15 protein-coding genes, 2 tRNA genes and 1 pseudogene are annotated in these 13,852 nt (G+C 75.9%); 10 read left to right on the top strand and 8 right to left on the bottom strand.

Translation table 11 applies throughout. The features are described 5' to 3' along the window. Positions 1 to 819 (bottom strand): annotated as a pseudogene (locus tag amrb99_RS43375) (hypothetical protein); the annotation flags it as partial. Positions 820 to 1,127: 308 nt separating this feature from the next. On the opposite strand from amrb99_RS43375, the gene rsgA reads away from it, so the two are divergent. Both rsgA and amrb99_RS43365 read left to right on the top strand, forming a co-directional pair. Then, complete coding sequence (rsgA, locus tag amrb99_RS43370; RefSeq protein WP_194737690.1) at positions 1,128 to 2,210, top strand: ribosome small subunit-dependent GTPase A; 1,083 nt, start codon at positions 1,128 to 1,130, stop codon at positions 2,208 to 2,210. After that, positions 2,207 to 2,719: an N-acetyltransferase gene (locus amrb99_RS43365; RefSeq protein ID WP_347257111.1), complete on the top strand. Its 513-nt coding sequence runs from the start codon at positions 2,207 to 2,209 to the stop codon at positions 2,717 to 2,719. The genes rsgA and amrb99_RS43365 overlap by 4 nt, the downstream gene beginning before the upstream one ends. Before the next feature lie 50 nt (positions 2,720 to 2,769). On the opposite strand, the gene amrb99_RS43360 is transcribed toward amrb99_RS43365, so the two are convergent. Further along, the gene (locus amrb99_RS43360; RefSeq protein ID WP_347257112.1) at positions 2,770 to 3,477 is read right to left on the bottom strand and encodes an ABC transporter permease; all 708 of its coding nucleotides are present in this window, start codon (positions 3,475 to 3,477) and stop codon (positions 2,770 to 2,772) included. A 131-nt stretch (positions 3,478 to 3,608) separates the two neighbouring features. Continuing rightward, positions 3,609 to 4,619: an ATP-binding cassette domain-containing protein gene (locus amrb99_RS43355; RefSeq protein WP_206700344.1), complete on the bottom strand. Its 1,011-nt coding sequence runs from the start codon at positions 4,617 to 4,619 to the stop codon at positions 3,609 to 3,611. A gap of 127 nt (positions 4,620 to 4,746) precedes the next feature. Here amrb99_RS43355 and amrb99_RS43350 point away from each other — a divergent pair, with 127 nt between their 5' ends. After that, positions 4,747 to 5,457 (top strand): TetR/AcrR family transcriptional regulator C-terminal domain-containing protein, encoded by a 711-nt coding sequence (locus tag amrb99_RS43350; RefSeq protein WP_190867650.1) that lies wholly within the window; start codon positions 4,747 to 4,749, stop codon positions 5,455 to 5,457. 40 nt (positions 5,458 to 5,497) lie between these two features. Here the strand turns inward: amrb99_RS43350 and amrb99_RS43345 are convergent, their stop codons facing one another. Next, a complete protein-coding gene (locus amrb99_RS43345; protein ID WP_190867648.1) occupies positions 5,498 to 6,046 on the bottom strand; it encodes an AAA family ATPase in 549 nt (182 codons plus the stop codon). A 165-nt stretch (positions 6,047 to 6,211) separates the two neighbouring features. Here amrb99_RS43345 and amrb99_RS43340 point away from each other — a divergent pair, with 165 nt between their 5' ends. The 3 genes from amrb99_RS43340 to amrb99_RS43330 all read left to right on the top strand — a co-directional run bounded on the left by amrb99_RS43340 (position 6,212) and on the right by amrb99_RS43330 (position 8,257). After that, positions 6,212 to 6,712 carry a helix-turn-helix domain-containing protein gene (locus amrb99_RS43340; protein ID WP_206700343.1) on the top strand — a complete coding sequence of 167 codons (501 nt, stop codon included), beginning with the start codon at positions 6,212 to 6,214 and terminating at the stop codon, positions 6,710 to 6,712. Next, positions 6,705 to 7,073, top strand: coding sequence for a DUF4180 domain-containing protein (locus tag amrb99_RS43335; RefSeq protein WP_190867646.1), 369 nt, complete (start codon positions 6,705 to 6,707; stop codon positions 7,071 to 7,073). Before amrb99_RS43340 ends, amrb99_RS43335 begins: the two co-directional genes overlap by 8 nt. 479 nt (positions 7,074 to 7,552) lie before the next feature. After that, positions 7,553 to 8,257, top strand: coding sequence for an iron-containing redox enzyme family protein (locus tag amrb99_RS43330; protein ID WP_190867644.1), 705 nt, complete (start codon positions 7,553 to 7,555; stop codon positions 8,255 to 8,257). Between the two features lie 108 nt (positions 8,258 to 8,365). On the opposite strand, the gene amrb99_RS43325 is transcribed toward amrb99_RS43330, so the two are convergent. Then, on the bottom strand, positions 8,366 to 9,364 hold the full coding sequence (locus tag amrb99_RS43325) for a zinc-dependent alcohol dehydrogenase family protein (RefSeq protein WP_190867642.1): 999 nt from the start codon (positions 9,362 to 9,364) through the stop codon (positions 8,366 to 8,368). Positions 9,365 to 9,527: 163 nt separating this feature from the next. Here amrb99_RS43325 and amrb99_RS43320 point away from each other — a divergent pair, with 163 nt between their 5' ends. From amrb99_RS43320 to amrb99_RS43305, 4 genes are all read left to right on the top strand, one after another. Further along, entirely contained in the window at positions 9,528 to 9,875 is a 348-nt protein-coding gene (locus amrb99_RS43320) for a helix-turn-helix domain-containing protein (protein ID WP_190867640.1), read from the top strand. Between the two features lie 87 nt (positions 9,876 to 9,962). Continuing rightward, complete coding sequence (locus amrb99_RS43315; RefSeq protein WP_206700342.1) at positions 9,963 to 10,739, top strand: class I SAM-dependent methyltransferase; 777 nt, start codon at positions 9,963 to 9,965, stop codon at positions 10,737 to 10,739. A gap of 104 nt (positions 10,740 to 10,843) precedes the next feature. Next, on the top strand, positions 10,844 to 11,563 hold the full coding sequence (locus amrb99_RS43310) for a TetR/AcrR family transcriptional regulator (protein ID WP_190867635.1): 720 nt from the start codon (positions 10,844 to 10,846) through the stop codon (positions 11,561 to 11,563). Beyond that, the gene (locus amrb99_RS43305) at positions 11,560 to 12,735 is read left to right on the top strand and encodes an NAD(P)/FAD-dependent oxidoreductase (protein WP_190867633.1); all 1,176 of its coding nucleotides are present in this window, start codon (positions 11,560 to 11,562) and stop codon (positions 12,733 to 12,735) included. Before amrb99_RS43310 ends, amrb99_RS43305 begins: the two co-directional genes overlap by 4 nt. Positions 12,736 to 12,817: 82 nt before the next feature. Here amrb99_RS43305 and amrb99_RS43300 read toward each other — a convergent pair whose 3' ends face one another. The 3 genes from amrb99_RS43300 to amrb99_RS43290 form a co-directional block, all read right to left on the bottom strand. After that, positions 12,818 to 13,414 (bottom strand): hypothetical protein, encoded by a 597-nt coding sequence (locus tag amrb99_RS43300; protein ID WP_190867631.1) that lies wholly within the window; start codon positions 13,412 to 13,414, stop codon positions 12,818 to 12,820. A 32-nt stretch (positions 13,415 to 13,446) separates the two neighbouring features. After that, positions 13,447 to 13,519: transfer RNA gene (locus amrb99_RS43295), tRNA-Arg, on the bottom strand. A 37-nt stretch (positions 13,520 to 13,556) separates the two neighbouring features. Continuing rightward, positions 13,557 to 13,629 (bottom strand) — tRNA-Cys (locus amrb99_RS43290). Positions 13,630 to 13,852 lie beyond the last annotated feature (223 nt).

Here is a 13,852-nt window from a genome sequence, read left to right as displayed (position 1 = left end):
TCCGGTGCGCTCGGCCAGGTCGCGGCCGGCGCCGACGGCGGCGCCGGCGATCGGGGTGAGCTCGGCGGCGATCGCGTTGAGCTCGGCGGAGCCGCGGGCGCGGTCGCGCAGCGCGGCGGCCAGGTCCCGGGCGGTCTCGCGGGCGGTCTCCCGGACGACGCGCCCGACGATGTCGCGGCCGGCGACCAGCGCGGCGTCGACGGCCGCGTCGGCGACGGCGTCGATCGCGGCGTCCACGACGGCGCGGGTGGCGGCCTGCACGGCGGGCGAGGCGGCGGCGGTGGTCATGGTGCGGCCCGCCATGTCCAGCGCGGTGGCGGTGGCGGCGCGGGCCAGGGGGCTGCGGGCGGCGAGGCGGCGCGCGGCGATCGCCATCGGGTGCCGGGCGGCCTGCTCGGCGAGGGTCATCGCGGCGGTGGCGGCCTCGACGGCGGGCGCGGTGGCGGGGTTGGCCTCCGCGGCGGCACGGGCCTCCCGCACGGCCTTCTCCGCGGCGGCCGAGGCGGCCTTGACGGCGGCGTCGCGGGCGGCCTTCTCCACGGCCCGCATCACCGGGGTGCCGGCCATCTGCTCGACGATGCGGGCGGCGGCGAGGGACGCGGCGTCGCGGGCGGCGTGCCGGACGGGTTCGCTGACGGTGGTGGCGAGGCGGGCGGCGCCGCCGGCGACGGGCGCGAGCCCGTTCCACAGGTCTTCCAGGCGTTCGGCCGCGGCCCGGTCGGCGCGCTCGGCGAGGCCCCGCTCCGGCTCGTGCGGCCTGCGCGGTTCGCGCGGTTCGTGCGGCCGCTCGTCCCGCCGGTCCCTTTCGTCCACGGTCACGCCCCCCATCACGGTCCGCCGCCCCAAATCACCATACTTTCCCTTTACCCATTCCACTCCCCTTCGCCCGCGCTGCCGGTGTCCGCCGGTGTGCTCGCCGGTGCCGCCGTTAATCGCCTGGCCCGGGCGCGGGGCGGCCGGTAGGGTGGGCGCCGGAACCGAAAGGGGGGTGAGGTGCATGGCCGTCGTCGCGGTCGCTGCTGCGCGCAGCAGCCAGCCCGTCCTCATCTCCCGGGCCTCCGGCTGACCCCGGTCCGCTTCGTCCGGCGTGCTCGCCGAGGCCCCTTCATGCGAAGGGTTCCATTCCGTTGTCTTCTTTCGACGGGTCTCCCCTGTCCGCCTACGGCTGGGACGAGACCTTGGAGAACGTCTTCTCCGTTCACCGCGCGGCCGGGCTGGTGCCGGCGCGGGTCGCCGCGGTGGACCGCGGCCTGTGCGACGTGGTGACCGAGTCGGGTCCGGGCCGGGCGTCGGCCGGGGCGCTCGGGTCACCGGCCGATCCGGCGGCGGCGCCGTGCACCGGCGACTGGGCGGCGCTGCGGCCCGGTGGGCCGGACGGGCGTCCGGTGCTGGCGGCGCTGCTGCCGCGCCGCACCGCGATCGTCCGGTCGTCGGCGGCGCGTGACTCGCGCGGCCAGGTGCTGGCCGCCAACGTCGACACCGTCGCGATCGCGGTGCCGCTGGTGCCCGATCCCGTCCTCGGGCGCCTGGAGCGGCTGCTCGCGCTGGCCTGGGAGAGCGGCGCCCGGCCGGTGGTGGTGCTCACCAAGGCCGACCGGGTCGCCTCCGCCGCGGAGGCGCAGGCGGAGGTCGCGGCCGCCGCTCCGGGCGTGGACGTGGTGGCGTGCAGCGCCGCGACCGGTGACGGCGTGGACGTGGTCGCGGCGGTCCTGTCGGGCACGGTGGTGCTGGTCGGGCCGTCGGGCGCGGGCAAGTCCACGCTCGGCAACGCGCTGCTGGGCGCCGACGCGCTCGCCACGGGCGAGGTCCGGGCGTCCGACGGCAAGGGGCGGCACACCACCGTCCGGCGGGAGCTGCTCCCGCTGCCGGGCGGCGGCGTCCTGATCGACACGCCGGGGCTGCGGGGCGTGGGCCTGTTCGACGCCGGCGACGGCCTGCGGCGGACGTTCGCCGACATCGAGGAGCTGGCCGGCGGCTGCCGGTTCGGCGACTGCGCGCACCTCGGCGAGCCGGGCTGCGCGGTGCTGGCGGCCGTCGCGGACGGGTCGCTGCCGCAGCGGCGCCTGGACAGCTACCGCAGGCTGCTGCGCGAGAACGCGTGGATCGCGTCGCGGACCGACGCGCGGCTGCGCGCCGAGCGGCGCGACAAGTGGAAGGCCGTGCGCCGGTGGCAGCGCCAGATGTACAAGGAGAAGGGGCGCGACCGGTGAGCGGGGACTGGACGGTGCGCCCGGAGGCGGGCGCGGACGCTGCGGCGGTGCGCCGGGTCGTGGAGGCGGCGTTCCCGACGGCCGAGGAGGCCGATCTGGTGGACGCGCTGCGCGGTGACCCGGCGTGGCTGCCGGGCCTGTCGTTCGTCGCCGAGGACGAAGGCGGGCGGGTCGGCGCGTACGCGCTGCTGACGCGCTGCCGGGTCGGCGGCGCGGACGCGCTGGCGCTGGCGCCGGTGGCGGTGCTGCCCGAGTACCAGCGGCGCGGTGCGGGCGGCGCGGTGGTCCGCGCGGCGCTGGCCGAGGCGGCGCGGCGGGGCGAGCGGCTGGTGGTGGTGCTGGGGCATCCGGCGTACTACCCGCGGTTCGGGTTCGTGCGGGCGTCGTCGCTGGAGGTGTCGGCCGGGTTCGAGGTGCCGGACGAGGCGCTGATGGCGCTGGTGCCGGCCGGCTCGTCCGGTCCGGTGCCGTCCGGTGTGATCGAGTACGCGGCGCCGTTCGGGGTGTGAGCGGGCGGGCCGCGCCCCCGGTGGAGGCCGGGGGCGCGGCCCGCGGGCGGTCACCGTCCGCGCCGGTGGAAGGTGCGCACCGACAGCGGCGCGAACACCGCGATCAGCGCCACCGACCACAGCAGGGTCGCGGCGACGGGGTGCGCGAGGGGCCAGGCGAGGTCGCCGGCGTGGCCGGCGGGCGCGCCGGGGTTGCCGAACAGCTGCCGGCAGGCGGCGGTGGCGGCGCTGACGGGGTTCCAGTCGGCGACGGCCTGCAGCCAGCCGGGCATCCCGCCGGTCGGGACGAAGGAGTTCGACAGCATGGTGACCGGGAACACCAGCGGGACGAACTGGTCGGCGGTCTGCTCGTTGCGCACCACCAGGCCGAGGAAGCAGCCGGCCCAGCTGAGCGCGTGCCGCAGCAGCATCAGCAGCAGGAACGCCTCGGCGGTGGGCCAGAGGCCGCAGTGCGCGCGCCAGCCGACGACCAGGCCGGTGGCGGCCATGATGACCAGCGCGAGGACCCCGTTGATCGCGTCGGCGCCGGCCTGCCCGAACGGGACGGCCGAGCGCGCCATCGGCATGGCGCGGAACCGGTCCATGACGCCGCGGGAGGCGTCGGTGGCGACCCGCATGGTGACGGCCATGACGGAGGTGAAGGACACCATGACGAACAGGCCGGGCATCAGGTACTCGCGGTAGTTGCCGCCGCCGGGGACGGTGATGGCGCTGCCGAACACGTACCCGAACAGCACCACCATGACGGCGGGGAAGATCAGCGCGGCGATCAGCTCGCCGGGTTCCTAGCGCAGCCGGCTCAGCTCGCGCCCGACGAGGGTGAGGCCGTCGGCGGCGGTCCAGCGCAGCCGCGCCGCCGGGGACGGTCGGGTGCCGAGGGCGGGGGCGGTCATCGGACGGTCTCCTTCTGGCGGCCGGCCGGGTCCCCGGCCTCCGGGTCGTGGGCCGTGGTGTCTTCGGCGGGGTCGGTGTCGCGGCCGGTGAGGCGCAGGAACACCTCGTCGAGGGTGGGGCGGCGCAGCCCGACGTCCTCGGCGGTGACGCCGGCGCGGTCGAGTTCGCGGACGACGTCGGCGAGCCGGACGGCGCCGCGGGCGAGCGGGACGGTCAGCCGGGCGCCGTCCAGGTCGGGGTGGGCGCCGGCGAGGCCGGACAGGGCGCGGGCGGCGGCGCCGGCGTCGGCGGGGTCGGCCAGCGCGACGTCGAGCCGGTCGCCGATGGAGGCCTTGAGCGCGTCGGGGGTGCCTTCGGCGATGACGCGTCCGTGGTCGATGACGACGACGTCGTCGGCGAGCCGGTCGGCCTCCTCCAGGTACTGGGTGGTGAGCAGGACGGTGGTGCCGTCGGCGACCAGGGCGCGGACGGCGTCCCAGATCTCGCCGCGGCTGCGCGGGTCCAGGCCGGTGGTGGGCTCGTCGAGGAACAGCACCCGGGGCCGCAGGATCAGGCTGGTGATCAGGTCGAGGCGGCGGCGCATGCCGCCGGAGTAGCCCTGGACCTGCCGGTCGGCGGCGTCCATCAGGCCGAAGCGCTCCAGCAGCTCGTCGGCGCGGCGGTGGGCCTCGCGGCGGGGCAGGTGGTAGAGGCGGCCGAACATGCGCAGGTTGCCGCGTCCGGTGAGCTTCTCGTCGACGGCGGCGTACTGGCCGGCGAGGCCGATGGCGGCGCGGACCCGGTCGGGTTCGGCGGCGACGTCGTGGCCGGCGACGCGGGCGCGGCCGGAGTCGGCGTCGGCGAGGGTGGCCAGGATCCGCACGGCGGTGGTCTTCCCGGCGCCGTTGGGGCCGAGCAGCCCGCAGACGGTGCCGGGGGCGACGGCCAGGTCGAGGCCGTCCAGGGCCTTGGTGTCGCCGTAGCGCTTGTGCAGCGCCTCGGCGGACACGATCGGTTCGTCCGGCATCATCGCCTCCATTGGGTACGCCGTACGCGGTGGACTGCCGCCAGGCTAGACAACCGAGTACGATGTACGCAACTAGAATCGCGGCAGGAACCCCGGACGCGGTCCGGGAAGCGGCGGAGGGAGCACGGTGGCGGACGTCGAGGCGGTCAGCATCTTCGCGGTCCCCGAACGGCAGGGCCGGGGCCCGAGACCCGCCTACAGCCGCGCGCAGATCACCGAGGCGGCGGTGCGGATCGCCGACGCCGACGGGCTGGAGGCGGCGTCGATGCGGCGGATCGCGGCCGAGCTCGGCACCGGCGCGATGTCGCTGTACCGCTACGTCCCCTCGCGCGACGACCTCATCGAGCTGATGTACGACCACGTCGTCGGCACCCTGGAGATCCCGGACCGGCCGACCGGCGACTGGCGCGCCGACCTGCGGCTGGTCGCGCGCAACACCCGGCAGATGTGGCTGGCGCACCCGTGGGTGGCCGACCTGCACCGCGCCCGCCCGACGTTCGGCCCGAACCAGCTGCGGATCACCGAGTTCGGCTTCGGCGCCCTGGACGTCGGCATCCCGGTCGACGACATCATCACGCTGATGAACATGCTGAACGGCTACGTCGTCATGACGGTCCGCGCGGAGATCGAGTGGGAGCGCGAGCGGCGCCGCAGCGGGATGACCATGCAGGACTGGATGCGCCAGAGCTCCCCTTACGTCCACCAGCTGCTCGACCGGGGCGAGCACCCGATGTTCGAGCGCGTGGTGCGGGACGCCTCGCTGCCGCACATGGACCCCGAGGCGCAGTTCGCCTACGGCCTGGAGCGCGTCCTGGACTGCATCGCCTCCTGCCTGTGACGCTCGCCCGCGTGGCGCGCGGCGGGGACCGCGGGCCGCGTCAGGGCAGGAGGTAGGCGCCGGACCGCAGCCCGTCGGCGACGGCCCGCGCGGTCTGCTCGGGGGTGAGGGCGGCGGAGTCCAGGACGCGGGTCTCGTGGTCGCCGAGGTCGGCGAACTCCTCGAACATCCGCAGGACCGGTCCGGGCTCGGTGAGCGCGCCGGGTCCGCGCGCGGTGGCGCGCGCGAGCACGGTGTCGCGGTCCGGGCGCAGCACCACGTAGTGCAGGGGGACGCCGGCGCAGGCGGCGGCGTCGCGGAAGGGGCGCAGGAACCACGGCCCGACGACCCCGTCGAACACCACGTGGTAGCCGCCGGCGGCGTATCCGGCGGCCGCCGCGGCCTGCACGGCGACGACGGTCTGGTTCTGCCGGTGCGCCTCGGGCAGGTGCGGCGGGATCGCGCCCTGGGCGATGAAGGCGAAGAAGTCGTCGCCGTGCAGCCGCACGCTCGGCGCGAGCCGCGCGGCCAGCAGGCGCGCGACGGTGCTCTTGCCGGCGCCGCACGGCCCGGTCAGCACGGTGACGGTTCCGCGTTCCCCGCCGGTCATCGCTCCCCCATCGGCGGCTCGGGGACGCCGGCGCGGCGGGACGCGCGCGCGGGCCGCCGCCTCGCGTCCGCGCGCCACGCTATCGCCCGCCCCCACCTCCACCGCCACCCATTTGGGTACCGCAAACTTCCCTATCGTTCCCTCAATGGGGTAGTTTGCGGAGTGATGGAGGAGCGAATGTACTCGGTCGAGGAGGTCGCGGACCTTCTCGGGCTGCACGTGCGGACGGTGCGCGGCTACATCCGGGCCGGGCGGCTGGACGCGGTGCGGATCGGCAAGCAGTACCGGATCCCCGCGGCGGCGCTGGAGGCGCTGACCGGGCGTCCCCGCCCGGCGCAGGACGGGCCGGGCGAGGGCGCGGGGCGGGCGGAGGCGTCGAGCATCGTGCAGATCGACGGGGTCGGCCGCGCCGCCGCCGACCGGCTCGCCACGTTCGTGCTGGCCGGGGTCAACACCGGGCGGGGGGACGGGGGCGCGCTGCGCGTCCAGACCGTCCACGACGAGGAGCGGAGGCGCATGAAGATCGTGATCCTGGGCGGGGTGCCGGCCACCGCGGAGGTGCTGCGGCTGATCGAGGCCGTGCTGGACGGCGGCGTCCTGGACGACCGCGGCTCCGGCTCCGGCGGTGGCGCGGCCGGGGCCGGGCGGGAGGCCGGCGGTGCCTGACGAGGTGCGGGAGCGGGCGGGCGTGCAGGTGCTGATGTGCGACCCGGACGGGCCGCCGGTGGCGACCGAGCAGGACGCGCTCGACCTGATCGGGGCGGTGTTCCTCGGCGCGCAGGTGGTGGCGGTGCCGGCGGCGCGGCTGGACGAGCGGTTCTTCTCGCTCGGCACCCGCTTCGCGGGCGAGGTCATGCAGAAGTTCGTGAACTACCGGCTGCGGCTGGCGGTCGTCGGGGACATCTCCCGGCACCTGGCGGCGAGCCCGGCGCTGCGCGCCCTGGTCCGCGAGTCGAACGCGGGCGACCACGTCTGGTTCGTCGCCGACCTGGACGAGCTGGACGACCGGCTCCGCGCGGTCGCCTGAGCGGCCGGGCGGGGGCGGGCGGCGGTTTGAGGGGCGGCCCGGGGGCGGTGGCCGGACGTGGTCCGTTTGCGACCGGAGACGCCGCGTATCGCGTGAGACGACGCGTTCTGTGAGATTCTCACGGCCGGATCCGGCCACCGGTCCGGGCGGTATCGGCCCGGGCGCCGGACGCCGGGGGCGGGGCGGAAACGCGCGGGGCGCGGGATGGTCCGATAAAGGCGCAGCACGTTCCGTTCGGAGCCGGAACTACCATACGGCGGCGCGGTCGTGCAAGGTGTCGCGGCGGCGACGGTAATGGACCGGTGAAGGCGATATTGGGCGCGCGCTGAACGTCGGTTAGGTTCTGCTGTTAGCGCGTCGCATCGTGCGTCCGCGGGGGCTGTCCCCGGTGGGCCCGCCGCCGGGCGGAAAACCGTCGAACCCCCGCCTCGACGTGCGGCGATGACGGGAACGAAATGGCCGCAGATCATTGGAGAATCATGACCTCGCTCGCTGGATCCGCCGTATCGGCCGACCTGCTCGCCCATGCTGTCGGAACGCTGGACGGCAGCGTGTTCTTTTCGGACCTGCGGACGGGAAAGGCACCGGCCGAGATGGTCCGCGACGTTTTCGGCCAGTACTACCTGTGGCGGAACCAATTTCATCGGTGGCTCGGCGTCTGCGTGGTGAAGAGCCCGGCGTTCGGCACCGAGTTCGACGCCTCCCGGGTGCTGACCGGGCTGACCGAGCACATCGCGGAGGAGGTCGGCGGCGACCATCACGGCCTGGCGGTGCGGATGCTGCGGGCGCTGGGCGTGGAGCGGCCGTCGTCGGTGGAGCCGCTGCCGGTGACCGCGGCCTACTGCGAGTCGTTCCCGGCGCGGTTCCTGGCCCCCGGGGCCGACGGCGCGGAGGCCGTCGCGGCGCTGGCGGGCCGGGAGATCGCCAGCCCCGTCCGCAACCGGGTCGTCCTCGACGCGCTGGCGGAGCACTACGGGGTGGTGTCGGGGCTGGAGTTCCTCACCCTGCACGAGACCAAGGGGCCGGGGCAGTTCGCGGCGCTGTGGGACATCCTGGTCAACGGCTACTTCGCCGACGAGGCGCTGATGCTGGCGGCGGCGCGCCGGGAGATCGGCGAGCACGTGGCGTTCTGGGATGAGGTGTACGCGCACCTGTCGCGCAGCCTCGCCGGCGTCACCGCCTGACCGGCGAGCGCCTGACCGGTCAGAGCCCGGCCGGCGCCGCGTCCTGGCCGCCGGCCGGTCCCCCGGGCCCCTGGTCCACAGCGACGCGGGCCCGGGGGGAGGGGGCGGTCAGTCGCCGGTGGTGACGACGATCTTGCCGACCTGCGCGCCCGCCTCCATGTACCGGTGCGCCTCGACGATCTCCCGCAGGCCGAACACGCGGTCCACGGCCGGGGCGAACGCGCCGCTGCGCAGGCCGGAGGCGACGAACGCCTCCGCGCGGCGCAGCCGCGCCGGGTCCCGGGTGGTCTCGTACAGGGTGTAGGTCCGCATGTTCAGCGCGGGCATGCCGAGCTCGAAGCCGGGATAGGGGGTCGTCCGGCCGCTGAGCGCCCCGTACTCGATGAGGGTGCCGCCGGGCGCGACGGCCCTGGCCAGGTCGATGACGCCGGGGCCGGCGACGGCGTCGAACACCAGCTCTGCGCCGCGTCCGCCGGTCAGGTCCAGGACGGGCGCGGCGACGTCGTCCCCGCGGCTTACGATCACCTCGGCGGCGCCGGCCTCGAGCAGCGCGTCCTTCTTGCCCGGGCTGCGGGTGACGGCGATCGGCCGCGCGCCGGCGCGGACGGCGACGCGGATCGCGGCCAGGCCCACGCTGCTGGAGGCGGCGGTCAGGACGACGGTGTCGCCGGCGCGCATCCCGGCGACCTCCACCAGCGCCCCGTAGGCGGTCAGGTACGGCATCCACACCGCGGCGCCGCCGACGGCGTCCAGCCCCTCGGGGCGCTTCAGCACGGCGGCCGCGGGGACGATCGCCTTCTCGGCGTAGACGCCGTAGTCGTTCATCGAGAACGCGGGGACGACGCTGACCGGCTCGCCCCGGCGGAAGGCGGTGACGCCGGGGCCGGCGGCCTCGACGGTCCCGGCGGCCTCGGCGCCGAGGCGGGCGGGGAACGCCTTGACCGGCTCGATGTAGTCGCCGGCGCGGAACAGCGCCTCGGCGCGGTTGAGGCCGATCGCCTCGACGCGGACCAGCAGCTCGCCGGGGCCGGGTTCGCCGGTCTCGACGTCCTCCAGCCGCAGCACCTGCGGGCCTCCGAGCTCGTGGAACCGCACCGTGGTGGTCATCGCGCATCGCCTCTTCCGCGTCGGCGGGCGGCGCCGCGCGCCGTCCCGGGGTGGTGATCAGCCAACTCGAAAGTACGACCGCTGTCAAACTTTGATGGCTGTCGTACTTTGATGGTCGCCGTACTTCGACGTTCGTCGTACGATGGGCGCGCGGGAGGTGGACATGGCGGCGGTGCGCGACGGCGGGCGGGACCGGGTCCCGCCGCATCCCGACGTCCGGGACGTCGGCCTGCAGCGGGTGCTGGAGGCGCTGGTGGACCCGGTGCGGCGGCGGATCGTCGGCGAGCTGGACGCGGCGGGCGCGGACCTGAGCTGCGGCGCGATCGACCTGCCGGTCAGCAAGTCGACCGCGACCCACCACTTCCACGTGCTGCGCGAGGCGGGCCTCATCCGGCAGTACTACGTCGGCACGTCCCGCATGAACGCGCTGCGCCGCGAGGAGTTCGACGCGGTGTTCCCGGGGCTGCTGGACGCGGTGACCGCCGAGCACGCCCGCCCCGCCGCCCCCTGACACCGGCTCTTGCCCGTCCGGCGCCCGCCTGGCGTCCCCCGCTTAATGGCTTGCGGGCGCGGGGGCGCGGCGGGGAGCCTCGGCGGCATGGATCGCGATGTTCTGCGCTACTACGAGCGCGGTGGGGAGGACCGCCGGCTGCGTGAGGGCGGCGGGCGGCTGGAGTTGTGGCGGACCCAGGACGTCCTGCGCCGTTTGCTGCCGGCGCCGCCGGCGCGGGTGGTCGACGTCGGCGGCGGTTCCGGGGTGCACGCCGAGTGGCTGGCCGCCGACGGGTACGCGGTGGAGCTGGTGGATCCGGTCCCGCTGCACGTGGAGCAGGCGTCGCGGATCCCCGGGGTGTCCGCGCGGCTCGGCGACGCCCGTGACCTGCCGGTGCCCGACGCGTCCGCCGACGCGGTGCTGCTGCTCGGCCCGCTGTACCACCTGGTGGAGCGCGCCGACCGGGTGCGGGCGCTGCGGGAGGCGGCGCGGGCCGTGCGGCCGGGCGGTGTGGTGGCGGCGGCGACGATCGGGCGGCACGCCGCGCTGCACGACATGCTCCGCAAGCGCCGCTACCGGGGCAAGCGCGCGATCGTGGACGCCTCGGTCGAGACCGGTGTGCTGCGCGCAACGCCCGACATGGGGTTCACCACCGCCTACCTGCACGAGGCGGACGAGCCGCCGCGCGAGTTCGCCGACGCCGGGCTGCCCGGCGCCCGCTCCTACGGGCTAGAGGGCGCGGTGTGGCTGTTCGGGGGCCTGGACGAGCTCCTGGAGGAGGACCGCGAGACGGTCCTCGAGGCGCTGCGGGCGGTGGAGTCGGTGCCGTCGCTGCTCGGGGTGAGCGGCCACGTCGTCACGGCGGCCGTCCGCCCGCGCTGACCGGGCCGCGAACCGCGCGGCGCACGGGGTCGCCGTGCGCCTCGCGACGAACATGTTCGTTACGAACTTGTTCGCAACGAACATGTTCGTGTACGGTGGTGGGCATGACAGTCGATCCACCTGCGGGCGGCGCGCCGCGCAGCCGCCGAGAGCGTCCCGCCAAACCCGCCCTGACCAGGGAGGGCATCGTCGCGGCGGCGGTGCGGCTGGTGCGCGCCGAGGGCCTGGCGAAGGTGACGATGCGGCGGCTGGCCGCCGAGCTGGACACCGGCCCGGCGTCGCTGTACGTGTACGTCCGCAACACCGCGGAGCTGCACGCGGCGGTGCTGGACGAGCTGCTGGGGACGGTCGCGCCGCCGCCGACGTCCGGGACGTTCGCCGAGCGGCTGGAGGCGGTGCTGACCTCCTACACCGCGATGCTGATGGAGCATCCGGGGCTGGCGCGGTCGGCGCTGGCGGCGCGGCCCAGCGGCGAGAACTACCTGGACCTGGTGGAGCGGCTGCTGGGGCTGCTGATCGAGGGCGGCGCGTCGCCGGGGCAGGCGGCCTGGGGGGTGGACGTGCTGCTGCAGCACGCGACGGCCACCGCGGCCGAGCAGTCCGCCCGCGACGCCGACGCCGACGCCGCCGGGGACTGGGACGCGCTGGTGGCGGCGCTGCGCGGCGCGTCGCCCGGCAGGCGCCCGCACCTGGCGGCGCTGGCGGGGCCGCTGCTGTCGGGCGCGCCGCGGCAGCGGCTGTCGTGGGGGTTCCAGGCGCTGATCAACGGCATCCTGCGGACCCCCGCACCGGACGACCACGACGACATCGGGAGGACACCATGAACGGCATCAACGGGGAGAACGGCGACGGGACGCAGCGGCGGGCGCACGAGCCGGTCACGATCGTCGGGGCGGGCCTGGGCGGCCTGACCCTGGCGCGGGTCCTGCACGTCCACGGGATCGAGGCGGTCGTGTTCGATCTGGACGCCTCGGCGGACGCCCGCGCGCAGGGCGGCATGCTCGACATCCACGAGGAGTCGGGGCAGCGGGCGCTGCGCGCGGCGGGCCTGCACGAGCGGTTCCTGCCGCTGGTGCACGCGGGTGGGGAGGAGATGCGGATCCTCGACAGCGGCGGCCGCGTCCGGTTCGCCGAGGCCGACGACGGCGGGCGGGGCCGTCCGGAGGTGGACCGGGGCGCGCTGCGGGACCTGCTGCTGGCCTCGCTGCCGGAGGGGACCGTGCGGTGGGGCGCGAAGGTGGAGGGGGCGCGGCCGCTGGGCGGCGGCCGCCACGAGGTGCGCCTTTCCGGCGGGGCGGTGTTCACCACGGACCTGCTGGTGGGGGCGGACGGGGCGTGGTCGCGGATCCGGCCGCTGGTGTCGGACGCGGTCCCCGCCTACACGGGGGTGGTCATGGTGGAGTCGGACCTGCGCGACGTCGACGCCCGCCATCCGCGGGCCGCGCGGATCGCCGGCGGCGGGATGCTGTTCGCGCTCGGCGGCGGCCGGGGGTTCCTGGCGCACCGGGAGCCGGACGGCGGCGTCCACGTCTACACGGCGCTGCGGGTCGCCCCGCAGTGGGCGGCGGGCGTCGACTTCGGTGACGCGGCGGCGGCGAAGGCCGCGGTCCTGGAGCATTTCGGCGGCTGGGACGAGGGGCTGCGGGCGCTGGTCGCCGACGCCGACGGGCCGCTGGTGCCGCGGCCGATCCACGCGCTGCCGGTCGGGCACCGCTGGGACCGGGTGCCGGGCGTGACGCTGCTGGGGGACGCGGCGCATCTGATGTCGCCGTTCGCCGGCGAGGGCGCGAACCTGGCGATGCTGGACGGCGCGGAGCTGGGCGAGGCGATCGCCGCGCGTCCCGGTGACGTGGAGGCGGCGCTGGCCGCCTACGAGGCGGTGATGTTCGCGCGCGGGCGCGAGGCGGCGGCGGCGTCGGCGGAGAGCCTGGAGCGGTGCCTGGCCGCGGACGCGCCCGACGGGCTGGTCGCGATGTTCGCCGAGCACGCCGCCTGACCGGGCGCCGCCCGGCCGTGTCGCCCGGCCGCGCCCCCTCCCCCGGCCTGAGGGAGGGGGCGGTGTGTCAGGGGGCGGTGTGTCAGGGGGCGGGGAAGTCGCGGCGCTTGATCTTGGCCTTGTCGCAGGCGGGGTCGGCGGGGTCGCGCCAGAACACGATGCCCTCGTAGGGGTGGGCGTGCAGCCAGGCGGCGAGGCCGTCGTGGTCGCGGGGGACGTCGCCGAGGTCGTCGGCGCCGTGCGGGACGAGGGTGTGCCGCTCGGCGCCCTCCGGGTTCCCGTTGATCTTGGGGCCGATCAGCTCGTAGGTGCCGGCGGCCAAAACGCCTCCGCCCTGTCCGCCCTGTCCACCTTGTCCGCCTTGTCCGTCGTGTTCGTCCAGGGCGGCGCGCAGGTGCTTCCAGAACGCGGACTGCTCGGCGGGCTCCCATCCGACGGTCTTGCCGGTGGCGGGGTCGGTGGCGAGGGGGGTGAATCCGGGCGGGGCGGGCCGGCCGGCCTTGACCTCGCGGCGGGCGTGCCAGCGGGCGCCGTCGAAGCGGACGCAGGTGCCGTCGTACTTGCGGGTGGCGCGGCCCTCACCGGCGAGCACCCAGGCGCAGGACGGGTCGGGCTCGGAGGTGACGTGGCGGGGGTCGCCGTCCCGGTCGCGGACGAACAGTGTCGGTATCTTGCGCATGCGGTCCTTCCCTGCCGGTGGCGGGTGCGGGGTCTCCCCGGCAGGAATCGAACCTGCGGCGCCCGGCTTCGGAGTCCGGCGCTCTGTCCTCTGAGCTACGGGGAGCGGGCCCCGCCCCCGGGTGACGTGGGGGCGGGGCGGGAGACGCCGGTGGGATTCGAACCCACATGATCCGGATCTGCAATCCGGTGCCTGAGCCGTTCGGCCACGGCGTCGCGGCCCGCAGGGGCGCGGGCGCACGGGGGTCTTTCACGGGTCGTCGAGAAGAAAGCGGCCGCCGTTCCGGTCGGTGGGAAGGGCGGCCGTGACGCGCTGGACGCGCGAAGGTCAGGTGGCCGCCCGCCGGGTGGACCGGGAGCAGGTGCGGGTGCGGTCGCCGCATCGCCGCGTCATGGTCTGCTCCCTTCCCGGTGGCCGGTAGATATGACGAGTATGCGC

The sequence above is a fragment of the Actinomadura sp. RB99 genome (assembly GCF_014706005.1).
In the GTDB taxonomy this organism is placed as follows: Bacteria; Actinomycetota; Actinomycetes; order Streptosporangiales; family Streptosporangiaceae; genus Spirillospora.
Note: the sequence above shows the minus strand (reverse complement) of the source record. Positions and strands in the feature narration are given on the sequence as shown.